The organism is Actinomadura mexicana, assembly GCF_900188105.1.
GTDB lineage: Bacteria > Actinomycetota > Actinomycetes > Streptosporangiales > Streptosporangiaceae > Spirillospora > Spirillospora mexicana.
The window spans coordinates 341715-362286 of sequence record NZ_FZNP01000003.1 but is presented as its reverse complement, the minus strand read 5'-3'; the positions used below and the strand labels follow the sequence as shown (position 1 = coordinate 362286).

Here is a 20572-nt window from a genome sequence, read left to right as displayed (position 1 = left end):
CGGGACGGGCGAATCCCCGGCGGGGGTGCGATTCCGCGGACCGGCGACGTAGTGTCGGTCGCGTGCGTTCATCCACACCACGCGAGTCCTCCCCCGGCGAATCCGCACCCCGTGAATCAACGCTGGGCGCGCTGCGCGCCGGCGGCCACGTGCGGCTCGCCGTCAAGGCCGAGATCCGGCGCAACCTGCTCGACCGGCTGAGATCCGGCGAGCCGCGCTTCCCCGGCATCCTCGGGTTCGACGACACCGTCCTGCCCCATCTGGAACGCGCCCTGCTGGCCGGGCACGACCTGGTGCTGCTGGGCGAGCGCGGGCAGGGCAAGACGCGGCTGATCCGCACCCTGGTCGGGCTGCTGGACGAGTGGACGCCCGTGGTGGCCGGCTGCGAGATCAACGACCACCCGTACGCGCCGGTCTGCGTGCGCTGCCGCCGGCTCGCCGGCGAGCTCGGCGACGAGCTTCCCGTCGAGTGGAAGCACCGCGACGACCGCTACGGGGAGAAGCTCGCCACGCCCGACACCAGCGTCGGCGACCTCATCGGCGACGTCGACCCGATCAAGGTGGCGGAGGGCCGCACGCTCGGCGACCCGGAGACCGTGCACTTCGGGCTCGTCCCGCGCACCAACCGCGGGATCTTCTCCATCAACGAGCTGCCCGACCTCGCCGAGCGGATCCAGGTGGCGCTGCTGAACGTGCTGGAGGAGCGCGACGTCCAGGTCCGCGGCTACGCGCTGCGGCTGCCGCTGGACGTGCTGCTCGTCGCGTCCGCCAACCCCGAGGACTACACCAACCGGGGCCGGATCATCACCCCGCTGAAGGACCGCTTCGGCGCCGAGATCCGCACCCACTACCCCCTCGAACTGGACGCCGAGCTCGCGCTGATCCGCCAGGAGGCCGACTTCGCCGACCTCGCGGGCCTGCCCGCCGAGGTGCCCGACCACATGATCGAGGTGATCGGGCGGTTCACCCGGCTCGTCCGCGACTCGACGGCGGTGGACGCGCGGTCGGGAGTGTCGGCGCGGTTCGCGCTCGCCGGCGCCGAGACCGTCGCGGCGGGCGCGGTGCGCCGCGCGGCGCTCACCGGGGAGGAGCACGCCGTCGCGCGGGTCTGCGACCTGCCGGCCGTCGTGCCGTCGCTGATGGGCAAGGTGGAGTTCGAGGTCAGCGAGGAGGGCCGCGAGCAGGAGGTGCTGGAGCACCTGCTGCGCCGCGCTGTCGCCGAGACCTACCGCCGGACGCTGGGCGCCGCCGATCTCACCGGCCTGCTCGACAAGTTCGACTCCGGGGAGAGCGTGGAGTCGGGCGAGCTGGTGCCGGCGCGCGAGCTGCTGCGCCGCACCGGCCACGTGCCCGGCCTCGCCAAGATCATGGACCGGCTCGGCATGAGCGGGGAGTCCCCCGGGCAGGCCGCGGCGGCGATCGAGTTCGCGATGGAGGGGCTGTTCCTCACCCGGCGGCTCTCCAAGGACGTCGCCGAGGGGCGGCCCGACGGGACGGCGACGTACCGGACGTGACACCGCGTCCCGAGGTCTCCACGCGCAAGGGGATTCGATGAGCCGATACCGCTACGGCGCCTACGAGGACGGGCCCGACCCGCTCGCGCCGCCCTACGACGTCCGCGACGCGCTGGACGCCGTGGGCGACTCGGTGCTGGACGGCGCCCGCCCCGACGACGCGCTCCGCGAGCTGCTGCGGCGCGGCCTGCCGGGCGCCGAGGGCCGCCGGGGGCTCGACGACATGCTCCGCCAGGTCCGGGAGCGGCGCCGAGCGCTGCGCGACCGGGGCCGCCTCGACGGCACGCTGGAGCAGGCCCGCGCGCTGCTGGACACCGCGATCGGGCAGGAGCGGGCCGAGCTGTTCCCCGACCCGGGCGACGACGCGCGGCTGCGCGAGGCGGAGCTGGACACGCTGCCGTCCGACACCTCGCAGGCGATCCGGCGGCTGTCGGACTACGACTGGCGCTCCGCCGCCGCCCGCCGCACCTTCGAGCAGCTGAAGGACCTGCTGCGCAGCGAGGTCCTCGACGCGCAGTTCCAGGGCATGAAGCAGGCACTGGAGAACCAGGACCCGGCCGCCATGCAGCGGGTCAAGGACATGATGGCCGAACTCAACGCGATGCTGGAGCGGGACGCGCGCGGCGAGCACACCCAGGAGGACTTCGACCGGTTCATGGGCGAGTACGGGGACATGTTCCCCGACGACCCGCAGAACCTCGAAGAGCTGGTCGACGCGCTGGCCCGCCGCGCCGCCGCGATGGACCGGCTGCTCGCCTCGCTCAGCCCCGAGCAGCGCGCCGAGCTGGCCGGGCTCATGGAGCAGGCCATGCAGGACGCGGGCCTCGCCATGGAGATGACCCGGCTCGGCGACGCGCTGCGGGCCCGCCGCCCCGACCTCGGCTGGGGGCAGCCCGAGCAGATGACCGGCGACGACCCGCTCGGCGTGGGCGACGCCACGACCGCGCTGGCGGAGCTGGCCGACCTCAGCGAACTGGAGGCGGCGCTCGGGCAGGACTACCCGGGCGCGCGGCTCGACGACATCGACGAGGACGCCGTCCGGCGGGCCCTCGGCCGGCAGGCCGTCGACGACCTCGCCGCGCTGCGCCGCATCGAGGCCGAACTGGAGCGGCAGGGCTACCTGCGGCGCAAGCGCGGGAAGCTGGAGCTGACGGCGAAGGCGGTGCGGCGGCTCGGCGAGACCGCGCTGCGCCGGGTGTTCTCCCAGCTGGCGTCCGGCCGGCGGGGCGACCACGACCAGCGGGACGCGGGCCAGGCGGGCGAGCTCACCGGCTCCAGCCGCGAGTGGCGGTTCGGCGACGAGCAGCCCCTCGACGTGGTCCGGACGGTGAGCAACGCGATCCGGCGCGGCGCCATGGAGCGCGGCACCGCGTCGAGCGGGACCGGGGAGCGCGGCACCGGCCTCGTCCCCCCGCCCGCGGACGCGCGGGTCACCGAGCCCGTGGGCACGTCCGACGCCGTGGCGGTCGGCGGGAACGGCGCCCGGCGCCCGGACGGCGTGCGGCTGAGCGTGGACGACTTCGAGGTGCACGAGACCGAGCGCCGCACCGGCGCCGCCGTCTGCCTGCTCGTCGACCTGTCCTACTCGATGGTGCTGCGCGGGACGTGGGCGGCCGCCAAGCAGACCACCCTGGCCCTGCACACCCTCGTGACCAGCAAGTTCCCGCAGGACGCCATCCAGATCATCGGGTTCTCCAACTACGCGCGGGTGCTGCACCCGACGGAGATGGCGGGCCTCGACTGGGACATGGTGCAGGGCACCAACCTGCACCACGCCCTGATGATCGCCGGACGGCACCTGGACCGGCACCCCGACTTCGAGCCAATCGTCCTCGTCGTCACCGACGGCGAGCCCACCGCGCACCTGCGGCCGGACGGCCGCTCGCTGTTCGACTACCCGCCGTCCACCGACACGCTCGTGCTCACCCTCGCCGAGGTCGACAAGATGACCCGGCGCGGCGCCAGCATGAACTTCTTCATGCTCGCCGAGGACCGGCGGCTCGTGTCGTTCGTGGAGGAGGTCGCGCGGCGCAACGGCGGCCGGGTCTTCGCGCCCGACGCCGACCGGCTCGGCGAGTACGTCGTCAGCGACTACCTCAGAGTGAGGCGTGCTTAGTCGCCTTCTTGGCCGGCTCAGCCGTTCCAGACCATCAGGGCGAGGATCACCAGCCAGATCAGCGCGACGACGCCGGACATGGCGGCCAGCCGCCCCCGCTCCACCTGGGCGATCTCGCCGGTGTCGGCCGCCGGTCCCGCGGCGGCAGGGGCCTCGGCCCCCGTCGCGCCGCCCTCGGCCTCCCCGGGCTCCTCGGCCTCCTCGGCCGCGGCGGGACGGACCGGGACCGCCGCGGGCGCCGCCTCGGCCGCCGCGACCTCCAGCAGGTGCACCGCCTTGCGCTGATCGCGCTCGACGATCAGCAGCAGCACCAGCGCGACGACGAACAGCGTCATCGACACCGTCAGCCACACCTCGGCGAGATCGCCCTTGGCCAGCCCCAGCCCGATCAGGAAGATCCCCAGCGTGCCGATCCCGTAGATCTGCGTGGTCCGGTGGAGGTAGCGCACCACCACCACGTTGCGCTTGCGGATGTAGCGGGGCGTGGACATCGTGGCGGCGGTCAGCGGGCCCAGCGTGAAGATCGCGAACCCGATGTGGAGAAGGAGCAGGATGCGGTCCGAAGTCGACATGAGCCGACCCTAGCCCTCGTGCCCCCGCCGCTCGCCGCAACCACGCGACGACCTCAATGGTCGCGATCGCGTCCGAAGGCAGGTTCGAGCGGATCGACCGCCTTTTACCCGCCGGGGTTCAGCCGCTTCTTGAGCCACGCCAGGATCGTCGGGTAGACGCCCTCGTCGCCCAGCATGTCCGAGGCGTGCATGTCGCCCTCGACGGTCTTGACCGTCGCCTGGACGCCCGCGGCGCGCAGCGCGGTCGCCAGCCCGGTGCTCTGGGTGACCGGGACGAAGTCGCCGGTGGCGTGCATCAGCAGCATCGGGGCGTCGCCCGCGGAGACGTGCGTGACGGTGCTGGCGTCGTCCAGCTTCGTCCAGCAGTCCGGGGCGGCGGCCGCACCGGGCACGCAGTGCACTAGGTCGACCACGGCCCGGCGGAGCTTGCGCTCGCCGAACGAGGCGTCCGGCTTCGCGCCGTCCTGGAAGGCCAGGAACGGGTTGTTCGGCGGCGACAGCGCGATCACCCCGCGGACCTGGCCGGTGCCCGTCCCGAACGTGCCGAGCTGCGTCGCGAGGTGCCCGCCGGCCGACGAGCCCATGACCGCGATGCGGCTGGTGTCGACGTTCCACACCTGGGCGTGCTTCTTGATGAAGTCGAGGGCGGCCATGGCGTCGTCGCGCTGGGCCGGCCACTGCGCCTTGGGCGCGAGCCGGTAGTTGGCCGACAGGACGACGAAGCCCTGCTCGGTCAGCCGGCGCGCGAAGTACTTCCAGCCGCCGCCCTTGTCGCCCTCCAGCCAGTAGCCGCCGTGCAGGAGCAGTACGGCCGGGCGCGGCGTGGCGCGCGGCCCCGGCTTGCGCCAGTAGGCGTCGATCTTCTGGGCGGGCTGCCTGCCGTAGGGGTAGGTGCGGAACAGCGGGAGCTGCGGCGTCACCATGACCGCCTGCGCGGTGACGGTGCCGTCCGGCTCCCCGTCCGCGCCGGCCGGGCCGCCCTCCGTCGGCGTCGCGGACGGCGCCGACGGCGACCCGGTGCCGGGGGCCCCGGTCTCCGGCCCGCCGGACGGGCTCCCCGGCGGCGGCTCGGACGGGACGGACGGGACGGACACACTCGGCGTCGGGGCCGGCTCGTTCGCGTGGGCTCCCACGGGAACGGTCACGGCGGAGACACACGTCGCGGCGAACGCCGCCCCACAGACCAGTACTTTGCGCACCCCGCGCCCTTTCCTCGCGAACCCGGCGCGCCGAGTATAGATGTTTTGATCAAGTCCGGTGGGGAACGGTCAGCCGATTCTCAGGAGAGCGCCTGCTCCAGATCGCGGAGCAGGTCGGCGGCGTCCTCGATGCCGACCGACAGCCGCACCAGGTCGGCGGGCACCTCCAGCGGTGATCCGGCCGCCGAGGCGTGCGTCATCCGCCCCGGGTGCTCGATCAGCGACTCGACACCGCCGAGCGACTCGCCGAGCGTGAACAGCTTCGTCCGCTCGCAGACCCGGACGGCGGCCTCCTCCGACTCCATCCGGAACGAGACCATGCCGCCGAACGCCTTCATCTGCTTGGCGGCGATCTCGTGGCCCGGGTGGCCCGGCAGCCCCGGGTAGAGGACCTGCCGGACGGACGGGTGCCGCGTCAGCAGGTCCACGACCCGCTCGGCGTTGGCGCAGTGCCGGTCCATCCGCACGCCGAGCGTCTTGATCCCGCGCAGGGTGAGCCAGGCGTCGAACGGGCCCGCGACGGCGCCCATCGCGTTCTGGTGGAACGCCAGCCGCTCCCCGAGGCCCGCGTCCGCGGCGATCAGCGCGCCCCCGACGACGTCGGAGTGCCCGCCGATGTACTTGGTGGTGGAGTGGACCACGACGTCCGCGCCGAGCTCCAGCGGCCGCTGGAGGTAGGGCGAGGCGAAGGTGTTGTCGACGGCCAGCAGCGCCCCCGCGTCCCGGGCGACGGCGGCCAGGGCCGCGATGTCGGCGACGGCGAGCAGCGGGTTGGTGGGCGTCTCCACCCAAATGATCTTCGTTTCGGGGCGGACCGCCGCCCGCACCGCGGCGATGTCGCTGAGCGGCACCGGGTCGAACTCGACGCCCCACGGCTGGGCGACCTTCGCGAACAGCCGGTACGTCCCGCCGTAGGCGTCGTCCGGGACGATGACGTGGTCACCGGGCCTGCAGACCGTGCGCAGCAGCGCGTCCTCGGCGGCGAGCCCGGACGCGAACGCCAGCCCGCGCGCGCCGCCCTCCGTCTCGGCCAGGCATACCTCCAGCGCCGTACGCGTCGGATTGGCCGACCGGGAGTACTCGTAGCCCCCGCGCAGCGCTCCGATGCCGTCCTGCTTGTACGTCGAGACCTGGTAGATCGGCGGGACGACCGCGCCGGTGGCCGGGTCGGGCTCCTGCCCGGCGTGGATGGCCAGGGTCTCGAACCCCCGTAGAACCTCGTTGTCCATGGGTACGAGGCTATCCACTCCCCGCCCCTCCTAGAGGAGGAGAGGCTCCCCCGGAGGTATCACACCGCATTTCGGCGCTGCGGGTGACCCCCGCGCCGTGTCCGGTCTCTACCCTTTTACAGGTATCCCTACGACTGTGAATTAAGGAAGCCCCCATGTTCGCTCGGCTCGCGCGCTTCGTCGTGAGACACCCGTGGTGGACGATCGTGGCCTGGCTCGTGGCCGCGGTACTCATCATCGCCCTCTCCCCCAAGCTCACCACCGAGTCCGACCAGGGCGACTTCCTGCCCTCGAAGTACGAGTCGGTGCAGGCGCTCAAGATCGCTGAAAAGGCGTTCCCGCAGCAGGAGGACACCTCCTCGCTCGTCGTGGTGAAGCGTTCCGACGGCCAGGCGCTGACGGCGCAGGACACCGCGAAGGTGAACGAGGCCGCCAAGACGCTCAACGCCAAGAAGCCGCCGACGGTCCTCGCCTTCGCGACCGGCCCCGAGGCCGTGGCGCCCAACAAGGCCGTCCAGGTGATCATGGTGCCGATGAAGGGCACCTCGATGGCCGACAGCGAGAAGCAGGGCGACGCGGTCAAGCAGATCCGCAAGGACCTGCCCACCCTGCTGAAGGACAGCGGGATGGAGGCCAAGGTCGGCGGTGACGTCGCCGGCTTCGTCGACAACGAGGACTCCTTCAACAAGTCCTTCGAGATCGTCGGCATCGCGACCCTCGTGCTGATCATCGGGTTGATCCTGCTGATCTTCCGGGCCCCGCTGGCGGCGGTGCTGCCGATCGTCGTCATCACCGTGACCATGCAGGTCGCGATGGGTCTGATCGGCGCGGCCTCGAAGGTCTTCGGGTTCTCCGGTGACGACAGCCTCAGCACCATCATCCTGATCGTGCTCTTCGGCATCGGCGCCGACTACTACCTGTTCCTGATGTTCCGGTTCCGCGAGCGGCTGCGGGCCGGCGACGACAAGAAGACCGCGATGATCACCGCGGTGGAGCGGGTCGGCGAGGTCATCTCCTCGGCCGCCGCCGCCATCGCCGTGACGTTCCTGGTCCTGCTGCTCGCGACGTTCGGCGTCTTCAGCGCCTGGGGCCCGTCCCTGGCCATCGCCGTCGTCGTGATGGGAATCACCTCGCTGACGCTGTTCCCGGCGCTGGTCTCGCTGCTCGGCACCGCCGTCTTCTGGCCGTCCAAGGCGTGGAAGAAGCAGCCGAAGGGCAGGTTCTCCACGGCCATCGGACGCGGCGTCGGCAAGCGCCCCGCCGTCGCCGCCGCGGCGTCCGGGCTCGTCCTGATCGTGCTGGCGCTCGGCACCCTCGGGTTCAAGGCCGACTACGACTTCGCGGCCGGCTTCCCGCAGAACACCGAGTCCGCCCAGGCGACCAAGGACATGGAGAAGGGCTTCCCGCCCGGCCTGACCACCCCGGTCCAGGTGTTCATCAAGAGCCAGAACGGTCAGCCGGTCACCCGGCAGCAGCTCCAGTCGTTCAGCCAGGCCGCCACGACCGCGCCCGGCGTCGGCAAGGTGCAGCAGCCCGTCCCCGGCCAGGACAAGACCGTGGCCCGGGTCGACCTGGTACTGAAGGTCAACCCGGCGTCCAACAAGGCGATCAGCCTGGTCAAGGACGAGCTGGCGCCCGCCGTGCACAAGGCGGCGCCGGAGGGCACCCGCGCCTACGTCGGCGGATCGACGGCGATCTTCTCCGACATCAACGCGGTCAACAACCGCGACCTGTCGGTGATCCTGCCGGTCGCGGCGGTGCTGATCGCGCTGATCCTGGCGCTGCTGCTGAGGTCGGTGGTCGCGCCGATCTACCTGGTGGTGGCCGTCCTGCTCGGCTTCGCGGCGACGCTCGGCTCCGCCGTGTACGTCTTCCAGGGCGCGATGGGCGAGGCCGGCGTCACCTTCCAGCTGCCGATCGTCCTCTACCTGTTCGTGCTGGCCATCGGGACCGACTACAACATCCTGATGACGGCGCGGTTGCGCGAGGAGGCCAAGGAGGGCCACGAGCCGCGGCAGGCGGCGGCCCTGGCCGTCCAGCACGGCGGCCCGACGGTCGCCGCGGCGGGCCTGATCCTGGCCGGCACGTTCTCGGTGATGATGCTCGCGCCGGTCTCGATGCTCAAGCAGATGGGCTTCTCGGTGGCGATCGGCATCGCGCTGTCGGCCTTCGTGATGTCCACCTTCCTGGTGCCGGGCCTCACCGCGATGCTGGGCCACAAGGCCTGGTGGCCGGGCCACGGCGACGAGCCGAAGAAGCAGCCGCGGCCGAACGACACGCGGGAGGACCTCGCCCCGACCGGGCACCGCGGTTAGCCGCGGCGCCCCCGAGACGTCGGGTTGCGGGGGCCGGCCCATAACGCCGCCCACCGGCCGGGCCCCGCAACCCGACACCTGAACGGCCGAGCGCCTGGAGATCACCGATCTCCAGGCGCTCGGCCGTTTCCGGGCGCTCCCCCGGGTCAGCCGGTGGCGTCGGACAGGAAGGCCAGCAGGTCCTGCCGGGTGATGAGGCCCTTGGGCTTGCCGTCCACGAGGACGACGGCGGCGCCGGACTTCTCCAGGACGCCGACGGCCTTGCTGACCGGCTCGCCGGAGCCGAGCGTCGGCAGCGGCGCCGCCATGTGCGACTCGACCGGCTCGGTCATCTTGGCCTGGCCCTTCACCATGATGTCGAGCAGGTCGGTCTCCCCGACCGAGCCGACCACCTCGGCCGCCATGACCGGCGGCTCCTCCTTCATCACCGGCAGCTGCGACACCTCGTACTCGCGCATGATGGCGATCGCGGTCTGCACGGTCTCGTGCGGGTGGACGTGCACGAACTCCGGCAGCGTGCCGCCCTTGCGGGTGAGCACCTCACCGACCCGCGCCTCCTCGGTGGAGGGGGTGAGGAAGCCGTAGTCCGCCATCCAGCTGTCGTTGAAGATCTTGCCGAGGTAGCCGCGGCCGCCGTCGGGCAGCAGCACCACGATCACCGCGTCCGGATCGGCGCGCTCGGCCACGCGCAGCGCGGCGACGACGGCCATCCCGCAGGACCCGCCGACGAGCAGCGCCTCCTCGCGGGCCAGGCGGCGGGTCATGGTGAAGGAGTCCTTGTCGGACACCGCGATGACCTCGTCGCAGATGGCGCGGTCGTAGGTCTCGGGCCAGATGTCCTCGCCGACGCCCTCGGTGAGGTAGGGGCGGCCGCTGCCGCCGGAGTAGACCGAGCCCTCCGGGTCCGCGCCGACGATCCGGACCCGCCCGCCGGAGGCCTCCTTGAGGTACCGGCCGACGCCGCTGATCGTGCCGCCGGTGCCGATGCCCGCGACGAAGTGCGTGATACGGCCCTCGGTCTGCTCCCACAGCTCCGGCCCGGTCGTCTCGTAGTGCGACTGCGGGTTCTGCGGGTTGGTGTACTGGTCCGGCTTCCACGCGTCCGGGATCTCGGTGACGAGGCGGTCCGACACCGAGTAGTAGGAGTCGGGGTGCTCGGGGTTCACCGCCGTCGGGCAGACGACGACCTCGGCGCCGTACGCGCGCAGCACGTCGATCTTGTCCTTGCCGACCTTGTCGGGGCAGACGAAGACGCAGCGGTAGCCGCGCTCCTGCGCGACGATGGCGAGCCCGACCCCGGTGTTGCCGGACGTCGGCTCGACGATCGTCCCGCCGGGGCGCAGCTCGCCGGACTTCTCGGCGGCGTCGATCATGCGGACCGCGATGCGGTCCTTCACCGACCCCCCGGGGTTGAAGTACTCCACCTTGGCGAACAGCTGCGGCCCCCGGCCGCCGCCGACGCCGGCGGTCACCTTGCGCAGCCGGACGAGCGGGGTGTTGCCCATCAGTTCGACGAGCGAGTCGTGTACGTGCACCGCGACATCCTTGTCGTTCAGTGTGTTGATCTTAATGACGCGTCTCTGTTCCGCCGCCGGTCACGTGCGGAAACCGGCGCGGGGACCGAAAGGTTTCCCGTTCCCGACGGTAGCCGACATCGGTCACCGCAGGTATCGCGACCCTTTCGCGCGGGTAGGAAACTATTCACGGAGGGTCAGCGCAGTATGTGGAGAGCATTTACCGCGCGCCGCATCGCGGCCGCCGCGGCCTACGGCGGTGGAGGCATCACCGCCCTCGGCGGCATCACGTTCGGCCTCCTGCTGATGCAGGCCAGGCTCGCCCGCAGGACCATCCTCGCACGGCCGAACGGCGACCCGCCGGTCGCCGACGGGCTGTACGGCGAGATGCGCGGCGGCGAGCCTCTCTCGCTGGTCCTGCTGGGCGACTCCACGGCCGCCGGGCTCGGCGTGCACGGCTCGGCGGAGACGCCCGCCGCGCTGCTGGCGGCCGGGCTGTCCGCGATCGCCGGACGTCCCGTCCGGGTGACGAGCGTGGCCCGCTCCGGATCCCGGTCGCAGGCGCTCGACGTCCAGGTCGACCGGGCCCTGGCGGTCCGGCCCGACGTCGCCGTCATCATGATCGGCGCCAACGACGTGACGGGGCGGGTCCCGGCCGCCGAGTCCGTCCGGCACCTCGCCCGCGCGGTGGAGCGGCTGCGCGGCGCCGGCGGCGAGGTCGTCGTCGGCACCTGCCCCGACCTCGGCTCGGTCAAGTCGCTGATGCCGCCGCTGCGCTGGTTCGCGCGGCGGGCGAGCCGGCAGCTCGCCGCCGCCCAGACGATCGCCGTCGTCGAGCGCGGCGGCCGCTCGGTGTCGCTCGGCGATCTGCTCGGCCACGAGTTCGCCGCCGACCCGCTCGCGATGTTCAGCGAGGACCGCTACCACCCGTCCGCGCGCGGCTACGCCGCCGCGTCGGCCGCCGTGCTGCCGTCGATGGCGTCCGCGCTGGGCCTCGGCCACGACCTGTCGGGCCACCTGACCGCGGACGTCCTCCCCGTCTACCTGGCCGCCGCCGAGGCGGCCGAGCTGGCCGGTACGGAGGTCAGCGGCGCGACGGTCGCCGGGCTCGACCGCGGCCCCCGGGGCCGCTGGGCCACCCTGCGGTACCCGCTGCGCCGCCCCGCGCTGCGCCTGCCCCGGCGCCGCGCGGCCGGACGCCTCCCCCTCGGGGACGGCATGGCCCTCACGGAGCCGGGGCCCGCCCGGTCACCGGTGGCGGGCCCCGGCCGCCCGAGGCACCGGCCGAGCCTCCGCCCGCGCTGGCGGTGGCCTGACCGGTGGCGTCGGTCCCACTCTCCGGTTCCCGGCGTCCCGGGCACATGGGGCGGCGGTCACCCGGCCGCCGGGACCCCGCCCAGGTGGGCGAAGTAAGCCCGCACTTATTGGACGCGCCGTCCATCAGGCCCGGGGGGCGGCGTGTACGCCGCGGGGGACCAGCGGCTAGATTGCTGGTGACCGGTGAGTAACACCGTTGGCCGCTGAGAAGGAGACCCGCACATGCCCGAGGCAGTCATCGTCGCAACCGCGCGCTCGCCGATCGGGCGCGCCTTCAAGGGGTCGCTCAAGGACATCCGGCCCGACGACCTCACCGCCCAGATGGTCACCGCCGCCATGGCGAAGGTCCCGCAGCTGGACCCGAGCCAGATCGACGACCTGCTGCTCGGCTGCGGCCTGCCCGGCGGCGAGCAGGGCTACAACATGGGGCGCGTGGTGTCGGTCCTGCTGGGCTGGGACAACGTGCCCGGCGCCACCATCACCCGGTACTGCTCGTCCTCGCTCCAGACGACCCGGATGGCGCTGCACGCGATCCGCGCCGGGGAGGCCGACGTCATCGTCTCGGCGGGCGTCGAGACCGTCAGCCGGTTCGCCAAGGGCAGCAGCGACGGCCTGCCCGACACGCAGAACCCGCTGTTCGCCGACGCCCAGGGCCGCACCGCCAAGGCCGGCGAGGGCGGCGCCCCCGCGTGGCACGACCCCCGCGAGGACGGCGCGCTGCCCGACATCTACATCGCGATGGGCCAGACCGCCGAGAACGTGGCGGCCCTGCGCGGCGTGTCCCGCCAGGCGCAGGACGAGTTCGGCGTCCGCTCGCAGAACCTCGCCGAGAAGGCCCTCGCCAACGGGTTCTGGGAGAAGGACATCACCCCGGTCACGCTCCCGGACGGCTCCGTCGCGGCCAAGGACGACGGCCCCCGCCCCGGCACCACCTACGAGAAGGTGTCGCAGCTCCAGCCGGTGTTCCGCCCGGACGGGACGGTCACCGCCGGCAACTGCTGCCCGCTGAACGACGGCGCCGCCGCGGTCGTGGTCATGAGCGACACCAAGGCCGCCGAGCTCGGCATCACCCCGCTGGCCCGCATCGTGTCGACCGGCGTCACCGGCCTGTCTCCCGAGATCATGGGCCTCGGCCCGGTGGAGGCCTCCCGCAGGGCCCTCGCCAAGGCCGGGATGACGATCGACGACATCGACCTCGTCGAGATCAACGAGGCGTTCGCGGCGCAGGTGCTGCCGTCCGCCGAGGAACTCGGCATCGACCACGACAAGCTGAACGTCAACGGCGGCGCGATCGCGGTCGGCCACCCCTTCGGCATGACCGGCGCCCGGATCACCTCCACGCTCCTCAACGGCCTCAGGTTCCACGACAAGCAGTTCGGCCTGGAGACGATGTGCGTGGGCGGCGGCCAGGGCATGGCCATGGTCCTGGAGCGCCTCTCCTAGAGGTAAGCCCGGTCTTACCCAAAGGAAATGTAACCCTGACCGGTGCATGGTGGCCCGCACGGAACCGCCCTCAAGCGGCTTCATGCGGGCCACCTGCGCGTTTCCGGGGATCATCCCCGTTACAGATGATCTACGTAACGCAATAGATAGGTCCCCGTTAGGGGGTTGTCACATGCGGAGCGGTGTTGCAGAGTCGGCAGGAAGAGCCCCGCGACCTGGAGGTGCCAATTGTCACTGAACCACTCGCCGGAGACCCACAGCAAGCTGATAGCCCGCATTCCGCAAGTCACCGGACGTGACATCCCCGAGTGGTTCACCACGATCGAGAACGGGCCCTCGTTCACCCGCTGCGACGAACGCAGCACCTGGCTGGCCGAGGAGCACAACCTCTCCCACGGCTACGCCGCGGCCCTGGTCCGCGAGCACGAGCGCACACGCCGCGCCCGCCACTACTGAGCACGCGCCTCCCCCGGGAGGACGCGCCGGCCGAACCTCACCACGAACGTGGCGGGATCCCGCCAGAGGACGCCCCCGCCGTCGTGCCGCTGCGCGCCACGACCTTGGCGCAGAGATCCCGCACAGATCAGCCCCACGCCGTCCGGCGCGGGGCTGATCATCGCGAGGGCTAGTCGCGCCCGGAGAAGTAGCTGAGCAGCCGCAGGATCTCCAGGTAGATCCACACCAGGCTCAGCACCAGCCCGAACGCGCAGTACCAGGCGAACTTCTCGGGCGCCCCCGTCCGGACGCCGGTCTCGACCGCGTCGAAGTCGAGCAGCAGGAAGAAGCAGCCGACGAGGATCGCGGCGACGCTGAAGACGTAGGCGAGCGGGCTGCCGGGGTCGCGGATCCCGATCCCGTGGTCGCCGCCGAACAGGTGCACCACCAGGTTGACGATCATCAACCCGATCAGCGCGAGCCCGGCGGCCATAACGAACCGGGCGAACTTGGGCGTGACCCGGACGATGCGCAGCGCGTAGACGGCGAGGGTGGCGCCGAACGCCAGCGCCGTCCCGACCACGGCCTGGAACACCACCCCGTGGTAGAGGTCGTTGTAGGAGTGGCTGACGAGGCCCACGACGACGCCGTAGACCGCGGCGAACGCCAGCACCGTCGCCGCGTTCGCCTTGCGGCCGAACGCGATGAACGCCCAGATGCCGATCTCGGCGATGAGCGCCACGACCAGCACGGGCGCGGCGAGCGAGGTGGGCACGAACGCCCACGCCAGCGCCGCCGTGATCATCAGCGTCACGAGCGTCAGGAACCCGCGGACGACGACGTCGTCCATGGTCATCGGCCTGGTGGCGGCCGGCGCGTACCCGGGCGCGGCGTACGCGGCCCCTCCGTAGGGCCGGGCGCCGTACCCCCCGGCCCGCTGGTCGAAGGCGCTCCCCCGGAACGCGGGGTTTCTGCTCTCCATCAGGTCTCCACTTCGGCCGACGTGACCCCCCAGTCTAAGCCGCGGTCCCCGCACTTGATCAGCCCGAAACCCCTCCGAGCATCGGTCCTTCGGCGGTGGCGGCCGTTGTGTGGTGCCTCGTGATCGAGCACGCTCAGCGGGCGACGGCGGAGGCGGAGAGGAGCGTCGCGGCGGCGAGGCCGCCCCAGAGGGCGGCCGGGCCGTGGGGTGCGAGGGCGGTGATGACCGCTGGGGAGGCGGCGAGGCCGAAGCCCGTGGAGAGCTGGAAGCGGGCGAGGGCGCGTCCGAGGACGGGGGCCGGGGCGAGGGCGGTGACGAGCGCGGTGGCGCTGCCCGCGTAGATGATCTCGCCGAGGGTGCAGACGACGGACACCGCGGCGACGGCCGGGGCACCCCAGCCGTGTCCCAGCGAGGTGGCCGCGAGGAAGCCGAGGTAGGACGCGGCGAGCACCACGCCGGCGACTGCCAGCACGGACCGGCGGGGGAAGCGGGACAGCAGGACGGTGACCGGAACCTGCAGGGTGACCACCAGCACCGTGTTGGCCACGAAGATGGCCGCCGACCACACCGCGGATGCGTGCATCTGCGTCACCAGGACCAGAGGGAGCGCGATCTCGGGGACGTTGAGGCAGAAGACGTAGATCACGTTGGCGGCCAGCAGCGCCCGCATCCCGGGTGCGGGCTCGCCGTCCCTGCCCTCGACCGCGGCAGGGGCCGGATGAGCGTGCACGTGGACGGACCACGCCAGGGCCGCCGCGGCGAGGTAGGCGAGCCCCGTGACGGCTGCCAGCACCTGCAGTGCGGTGGTGCCGCCGGCCAGGCACGCGGTGGCGAGGAGCGCACCGGCGCCCAGGCCGGCGTTGCGCAGGGCGCGGCCTCCCGCGAGGGCGGCGTCGCGTTCCCGGCCGTGGACGACCGTGGCCACGAGAGCCGCGTGGGCCGCCGGCCATGCCTGGTTGCCGATGCCGAGGAAGAGCGCCGCCGCCGCGAACAGCCAGACGTTCCCCGTCGGGGTGGCCAGCAGCAGCGCCACGCCCAGCACCCGCACCAGCATCGACGCGGCCACGACCGTGCTGCGTGCGCCCCGGTCCAGCCACCGGCCCACCACGGGCATGCACACCAGGCCCATGACGACGCCGGCCGTCATGGCGAGGCCGGTGAGCGGCGCGGACAGCCTGAGCACCGTCACCCCGTAGAGCAGCAGGAAGGGCCGCAGCAGGCCGGTGCCGAGCGCGTCCACGGCCAGGGCGACGGCATAGCGGGGGCCGCCGGAGGCACGGAGGAGGGCGCGGGGCCGGATTCTCGTGGTGGTCGCCATGGCGCCAACGGTCGTGCCGGGCCGCCGGATGCGGCCCGCCGGTTGACGGACATCGTCAACCGGCGCCGTCGCCGGCCGTCCGACCAGCGATGATGGGGGGATGACGCTGCGCATCGACATCACCGGGCTACCGGCCGAGCGGCTGCGGTTCGCCGCCTCCCCGCTGGCCGAGCTGACCGCGATGCTGCACGTCCTGGCCGAACCCGGGCACCACCCGCGGCTGGCCGTCTGGGCCGGGGACGTCTGGGCCGGGCTGCCGCCGGAGCTGGCCGAGCGGTTGCGGGAGGCGGAGTTCCTCTGGCGTTCCTCACGAGCCGATTTCCTGGTCCCCGCCCGCCCTCGGCAGACCCTCGCCGAGGAGTTGGACGACGTGGACCGGATCGACGACGAGACCTATGTGACCGCCGCGCTCACCACCACGTGCGGCAGCAATCGCGTCCTCTTCGCTGCGCCGTCGCCGCTCGCCGACGCCACCGCGCGCGAGCGGGCCCTGGAACTGGCCCAGGCCCGCGGCGCCCTCCAGGAGGCATTCGCGGAGCGGCTGCTCGCGGACCCGGCCGCAGTGCGGGCGCGGGTGCGCCACACCCTCGAACAGTGCGCCGAGGCGTTCTTCGACGCCGCTTGGACGGGCGTCGCCGTGCAGCTGGCCACCGACCTGCGCCTGAAGAACGATCTGCTGAAGCGCCAGGGGGTCAGGGCGGCACTCGCCTCGGTCTCCGGCGCGGTCACCCTGGCACCGGACGGCGACTGCATCGTCGTGGACAAGCTGCAGGACAACGCGGTCGCCGCCCACGGCGCCGGGGTCGCCTGCATCCCCAGTGTCTTCGGCCGCCCGCACCTGGTGGTGGTGCACGCGCCCGGATGGCAGCCGGTGGTGCAGTACCCCGTGGCCGAGCCGAGTCCGTCAGAGCCGGTGCCGCTGGAAACGGTCACCCTCCGGCTGGAGGCACTCGCACATCCGGTACGACTGCGGCTGCTGCGCACCCTGGCCCGCGGCCCGCACACCACTGGCGAGCTGGCCCACGCCTGGGAACTCTCGCCCCCCGAGGTCTCCCGCCACCTCGCCGTCCTGCGCCGCGCGGGCCTGCTCACGACCCGGCGGCACGGGCGCTACGTCCACTACACCCTCAACCTGCCCGAGATGACGACGCTGGGCACCGACCTGCTGGGGGCCGTCCTGCGCTGAGCAGCTGCGGTATGCAAGAACGGGCGACTGCCGCCTCCGCACCACCGCCCGACCCGGCAGGCCACCAGGCAATACCGGCGCGACGGTCCAAGGGCAGCCGGACAGCGGACCGGCTGCACCGAGTCGTCCGACACCGATTCGTCCGACACCGATTCGTCCGACACCGATTCGTCCGACACCGATTCGCCGCGGCGAAGGCGAGCACCGCGGACACCGACCTCAGCCCCCAAAGACAGCAAAGGCGGAGCCCGAGCATCGGGGGTTCCAGGGGGTCGCCCCCTGGGCGGACACTGCGAGCCCCGCGAAGGCGAAGCCGAGCCCGAGCGAAGGCGGAGCCGAGCCCGCACGAGGGCGGAGCCCGAGCATCGGGGGTTCCAGGGGGTCGCCCCCTGGGCGGACACTGCGAGCCCCGCGAAGGCGAAGCCGAGCCCGAGCGAAGGCGGAGCCGAGCCCGCACGAGGGCGGAGCCCGAGCATCGGGGGTTCCAGGGGGTCGCCCCCTGGGCGGACACTGCGAGCCCCGCGAAGGCGAAGCCGAGCCCGAGCGAAGGCGGAGCCGAGCCCGCACGAGGGCGGAGCCCGAGCATCGGGGGTTCCAGGGGGTCGCCCCCTGGGCGGACACTGCGAGCCCCCGCGAAGCCGACGAAGTCGGCGAGTAGGGTTCGCCGCACGTGCCCCTGGTCGGACTCGAACCGACACACTGGCTCTTTTAGGGAGCCCGCCTCTGCCGTTGGGCTACAGGGGCGGCGTCATCATATCGAGTCAGTGGCTGTCGCCGCCGTCTCCAGGGGCCGTGAGAGTGGAGCTCCGGCGGCCGGGTTCGGCCAGTGGAACGGTCCGTGCGGTCAAGTGCTCTTGTCAGATGTCGTGCTTGCGGCCGGCGGCGAGCTCGAACTCCTGGCGGGGCCATTCGAGTTCTCCCAGCGAGACGATCTCGCGGCGGAAGAACGCGGCGAGCGTCCAGTCCATGGTGATGCGGAACTTGCGGTTGACGGTCGGCATGCGCGACAGGTGGTAGGTGCGGTGCATGAACCACGCGGGGAGGCCGCGGAGCTTGAGCCCGTAGACGTTGGCGACGCCCTTGTGCAGGCCGAGGCCGGCGACCGAGCCGACGTAGGCGTGCGCGTACGGTTTGCGGGGCTTGCCGCGCAGGTCCGCCACGATGTTGTCGGCGAGCCGCTTGGACTGCCGGACGGCGTGCTGGGCGTTGGGGGCGGTGAAGTCCCCGGTGTCGGTGAGGTCGGGGACGGCGGCGTTGTCGCCGGCGGCGTAGACGCCGTCGAGCCCTTCGACGGTGAGTTCGGCGGTGGTCTTGATGCGGTCCTTGCCGTCCAGGGGCAGGTCGCTCTCCCTGACGACGGGGTGCGGTTTCACGCCGGCCGTCCAGACGAGGGTGCCGGCCTCGAACTCCTCGCCGTCGCTCAGCACGATGCGCCGCTTCTCGGCGGACTTGAGCAGCGTGTTCATCTTGATCTCGATGCCGCGGCGGCGCAGGGCCTCGGCGGTCCAGCGGCCCATCTCGGGGCCCACCTCGGGGAGGATGCGGTCGGTGGCCTCGACCATCATCCAGCGCATCTTTTTGGCGTCGATCGTCGGGTACCACTTGCAGGCGTCGCGGGCCATGTCCTCCAGCTCGGCCATGGCCTCGACTCCCGCGAACCCGGCGCCGACGAACACGAACGTGAGGGCGCGCCTGCGGACGGTCTCGTTGTCCGGGTTGGACGCGGCGATGTCGAGCTGGTGCAGGACGTGGTTGCGCAGGAAGATCGCCTCTTCGACGGTCTTGAAGCCGATCCCGCACTCGGCGAGGCCCGGGATGGGCAGGGTCCGCGAGATGGAGCCGAGGCTGACCACGAGCACGTCGTACTCCACCTCCCGCTCCGGCACGCCGGCGGTGTGCGCCCCGGCGGGCCGGAGGGTGACCCGCCTGGAGGCGTTGTCGATCCGCGTCACGAACCCGTTCACGATGCGGCAGCGGTTCAGGACCTTGCGCAGCGGCGCGACGACGTGGCGGGGCTCCAGGTTCCCCGCGGCCGCCTCCGGCAGGAAGGGCTGGTAGGTCATGTAGGACTGCGGGTCGATGACGGTGACGGCGACCTCGCCGCGGCGCAGTTCGCCGCGCAGCCTCTTCTGCAGGCGCAGGGCCGTGTACATGCCGACGTACCCGCCGCCGACGATCACGATCTGTTTCGTGCGCTGGGTTGGCATATCCGAGGCGATACCCGCTTCTGCCGCGGGCTCACGTCCTGGGGGGAGTTGCGAACTTCCTCGGCTCGTCCGGCATCTCATCCGATGTACGACCAGAAGGATGACTGCGAGGTCAGGGCCCGACGGGGGCGCCAAGCGGTCGCGGGCGGCGGATCGGTGCAGGGGCCGGTCCGCCGCGCCACGGCCGCTTGGCCACGGCCCTGCCTCGCAGTCGAACTCTTCGTGGAGGCGGCTCTCCCCGGTTGGCGCCCCTCGCCACGCCCCCTCCGGCCTAGTGGAAGTCGCGGGCGCGGATGAAGACCGCGTCCAGCATGTCCTCGGTGACACGGCCGGTGAAGGTGTTCTGCTGGCTGGGGTGGTAGCTGCCCAGGAGCAGGACGGGGTCGCGCCGGGACGCCGACGGCGGTGGAGCCAGCTCGGCCTCGGCGCCGTGGCCGAACTTCGGCCGGGGGCGCGGCACCGCGTACCCGGCCTGCTCGAGGGCGGGCCACACGCCCTGCCAGGCGAACCCGCCGAGGCACACCACGCAGCGCACGCTCGGGGCGACCTGCTCGACCTCGCGCGCGAGCCACGGCAGGCAGGTCGTCCGCTCCAGGGGCGTCGGCTTGTTGTCGGGCGGGGCGCACCGGACGGTCGCCGCCATCCGCGCGCCTATCAGCCGCTGCCCGTCGCCCGCGCGGACGCTGGTCGGCCGGGCCGCCAGCCCGACCCGGTGCAGGGACGCGAACAGCCAGTCGCCCGAGCGGTCGCCGGTGAAGATGCGGCCGGTGCGGTTGCCGCCGTGCGCGGCGGGGGCCAGCCCGACGATCAGGATGCGCGGCCGCTCGTCGCCCCATCCGGCGACGGGACGGCCCCAGTAACGCTCGTCCGCGAACGCCCGGCGGCGCTGGACGGCGACCTTCTCCCGCCACTCCACGAGCCGGTCGCAGGCGCGGCACACCGACTGGCGGGCGCACAGCTCGCGCAGATCCGGCGCCCCGGCGGCCAGCTCGGCGACCTCGCCGGCGCCGTGCGCGACGGGGGTCGCGGGGGCGGCGGGGTCTTCCGGCCACCCTGACCCGGGCGGCACGAACGGAGGGTTGGCGGGCGGCATACCACCGATCGTCCCACGCCACGGCCAGTGGCCGGGTTCCGCCCATGGCCGGTGGGAGGCGGGTCCGGTCGGTACGATGCGTTCGCCGGTCGGGGAGGCGGGTGTCTCGGCACGCGTGTCGTGCGAAGCGGG

The 20572-nt window shown here is 72.6% G+C and carries 15 protein-coding genes and 1 tRNA gene; 7 read left to right on the top strand and 9 right to left on the bottom strand.

The window, feature by feature from the left end:
* The first annotated feature begins 62 nt into the window (after positions 1-62).
* Together CHC11_RS10180 and CHC11_RS10175 are read left to right on the top strand one after the other, a co-directional pair.
* Positions 63-1514 (top strand): sigma 54-interacting transcriptional regulator, encoded by a 1452-nt coding sequence (locus CHC11_RS10180; RefSeq protein WP_143226996.1) that lies wholly within the window; start codon positions 63-65, stop codon positions 1512-1514.
* Positions 1515-1551: 37 nt separating this feature from the next.
* Positions 1552-3630, top strand: coding sequence for a vWA domain-containing protein (locus CHC11_RS10175; RefSeq protein WP_089311386.1), 2079 nt, complete (start codon positions 1552-1554; stop codon positions 3628-3630).
* A 17-nt stretch (positions 3631-3647) separates the two neighbouring features.
* On the opposite strand, the gene CHC11_RS10170 is transcribed toward CHC11_RS10175, so the two are convergent.
* The 3 genes from CHC11_RS10170 to CHC11_RS10160 all read right to left on the bottom strand — a co-directional run bounded on the left by CHC11_RS10170 (position 3648) and on the right by CHC11_RS10160 (position 6630).
* Positions 3648-4202, bottom strand: coding sequence for a hypothetical protein (locus tag CHC11_RS10170; protein WP_089311385.1), 555 nt, complete (start codon positions 4200-4202; stop codon positions 3648-3650).
* A 104-nt stretch (positions 4203-4306) separates the two neighbouring features.
* Positions 4307-5347, bottom strand: a complete 1041-nt coding sequence (locus CHC11_RS10165; protein WP_245919021.1) for an alpha/beta hydrolase — start codon at positions 5345-5347, stop codon at positions 4307-4309.
* Between the two features lie 134 nt (positions 5348-5481).
* On the bottom strand, positions 5482-6630 hold the full coding sequence (locus tag CHC11_RS10160; RefSeq protein ID WP_089311384.1) for a cystathionine gamma-synthase: 1149 nt from the start codon (positions 6628-6630) through the stop codon (positions 5482-5484).
* 155 nt (positions 6631-6785) lie between these two features.
* Between CHC11_RS10160 and CHC11_RS10155 the strand changes: the two genes are divergently transcribed.
* Positions 6786-8945 (top strand): MMPL family transporter, encoded by a 2160-nt coding sequence (locus tag CHC11_RS10155; protein ID WP_089311383.1) that lies wholly within the window; start codon positions 6786-6788, stop codon positions 8943-8945.
* 146 nt (positions 8946-9091) lie between these two features.
* Here the strand turns inward: CHC11_RS10155 and CHC11_RS10150 are convergent, their stop codons facing one another.
* Complete coding sequence (locus tag CHC11_RS10150; RefSeq protein ID WP_089311382.1) at positions 9092-10480, bottom strand: cystathionine beta-synthase; 1389 nt, start codon at positions 10478-10480, stop codon at positions 9092-9094.
* A gap of 186 nt (positions 10481-10666) precedes the next feature.
* Between CHC11_RS10150 and CHC11_RS10145 the strand changes: the two genes are divergently transcribed.
* The 3 genes from CHC11_RS10145 to CHC11_RS10135 all read left to right on the top strand — a co-directional run bounded on the left by CHC11_RS10145 (position 10667) and on the right by CHC11_RS10135 (position 13675).
* Positions 10667-11872: an SGNH/GDSL hydrolase family protein gene (locus CHC11_RS10145; RefSeq protein WP_089311381.1), complete on the top strand. Its 1206-nt coding sequence runs from the start codon at positions 10667-10669 to the stop codon at positions 11870-11872.
* A 126-nt stretch (positions 11873-11998) separates the two neighbouring features.
* Positions 11999-13219 (top strand): acetyl-CoA C-acetyltransferase, encoded by a 1221-nt coding sequence (locus CHC11_RS10140; RefSeq protein WP_089311380.1) that lies wholly within the window; start codon positions 11999-12001, stop codon positions 13217-13219.
* Positions 13220-13447: 228 nt separating this feature from the next.
* Positions 13448-13675 (top strand): DUF4287 domain-containing protein, encoded by a 228-nt coding sequence (locus CHC11_RS10135; RefSeq protein WP_089311379.1) that lies wholly within the window; start codon positions 13448-13450, stop codon positions 13673-13675.
* 169 nt (positions 13676-13844) lie between these two features.
* Here CHC11_RS10135 and CHC11_RS10130 read toward each other — a convergent pair whose 3' ends face one another.
* Positions 13845-14636, bottom strand: a complete 792-nt coding sequence (locus CHC11_RS10130; protein WP_089311378.1) for a Bax inhibitor-1/YccA family protein — start codon at positions 14634-14636, stop codon at positions 13845-13847.
* Positions 14637-14769: 133 nt separating this feature from the next.
* On the bottom strand, positions 14770-15954 hold the full coding sequence (locus CHC11_RS10125) for an MFS transporter (protein ID WP_089311377.1): 1185 nt from the start codon (positions 15952-15954) through the stop codon (positions 14770-14772).
* 100 nt (positions 15955-16054) lie between these two features.
* Here CHC11_RS10125 and CHC11_RS10120 point away from each other — a divergent pair, with 100 nt between their 5' ends.
* Entirely contained in the window at positions 16055-17140 is a 1086-nt protein-coding gene (locus CHC11_RS10120) for a DUF5937 family protein (RefSeq protein WP_089311376.1), read from the top strand.
* 671 nt (positions 17141-17811) lie between these two features.
* Here the strand turns inward: CHC11_RS10120 and CHC11_RS10115 are convergent.
* The 3 genes from CHC11_RS10115 to CHC11_RS10105 form a co-directional block, all read right to left on the bottom strand.
* A tRNA-Leu gene (locus CHC11_RS10115) sits at positions 17812-17884 on the bottom strand.
* A 113-nt stretch (positions 17885-17997) separates the two neighbouring features.
* Entirely contained in the window at positions 17998-19347 is a 1350-nt protein-coding gene (locus CHC11_RS10110) for an NAD(P)/FAD-dependent oxidoreductase (protein WP_089311375.1), read from the bottom strand.
* 271 nt (positions 19348-19618) lie between these two features.
* A complete protein-coding gene (locus tag CHC11_RS10105) occupies positions 19619-20440 on the bottom strand; it encodes a uracil-DNA glycosylase (protein WP_089311374.1) in 822 nt (273 codons plus the stop codon).
* Positions 20441-20572 lie beyond the last annotated feature (132 nt).

What these genes read in the sequence shown, in the direction of transcription:
- CHC11_RS10155 (WP_089311383.1), top strand. Translation starts at nt 6,786, where the DNA reads ATGTTCGCTCGGCTCGCGCGCTTCGTCGTGAGACACCCGTGGTGGACG.
- CHC11_RS10175 (WP_089311386.1), top strand. Translation starts at nt 1,552, where the DNA reads ATGAGCCGATACCGCTACGGCGCCTACGAGGACGGGCCCGACCCGCTC.
- CHC11_RS10160 (WP_089311384.1), bottom strand. Translation starts at nt 6,630, where the DNA reads ATGGACAACGAGGTTCTACGGGGGTTCGAGACCCTGGCCATCCACGCC.
- CHC11_RS10130 (WP_089311378.1), bottom strand. Translation starts at nt 14,636, where the DNA reads ATGGAGAGCAGAAACCCCGCGTTCCGGGGGAGCGCCTTCGACCAGCGG.
- CHC11_RS10105 (WP_089311374.1), bottom strand. Translation starts at nt 20,440, where the DNA reads ATGCCGCCCGCCAACCCTCCGTTCGTGCCGCCCGGGTCAGGGTGGCCG.
- CHC11_RS10125 (WP_089311377.1), bottom strand. Translation starts at nt 15,954, where the DNA reads ATGGCGACCACCACGAGAATCCGGCCCCGCGCCCTCCTCCGTGCCTCC.
- CHC11_RS10170 (WP_089311385.1), bottom strand. Translation starts at nt 4,202, where the DNA reads ATGTCGACTTCGGACCGCATCCTGCTCCTTCTCCACATCGGGTTCGCG.
- CHC11_RS10140 (WP_089311380.1), top strand. Translation starts at nt 11,999, where the DNA reads ATGCCCGAGGCAGTCATCGTCGCAACCGCGCGCTCGCCGATCGGGCGC.
- CHC11_RS10120 (WP_089311376.1), top strand. Translation starts at nt 16,055, where the DNA reads ATGACGCTGCGCATCGACATCACCGGGCTACCGGCCGAGCGGCTGCGG.
- CHC11_RS10110 (WP_089311375.1), bottom strand. Translation starts at nt 19,347, where the DNA reads ATGCCAACCCAGCGCACGAAACAGATCGTGATCGTCGGCGGCGGGTAC.
- CHC11_RS10145 (WP_089311381.1), top strand. Translation starts at nt 10,667, where the DNA reads ATGTGGAGAGCATTTACCGCGCGCCGCATCGCGGCCGCCGCGGCCTAC.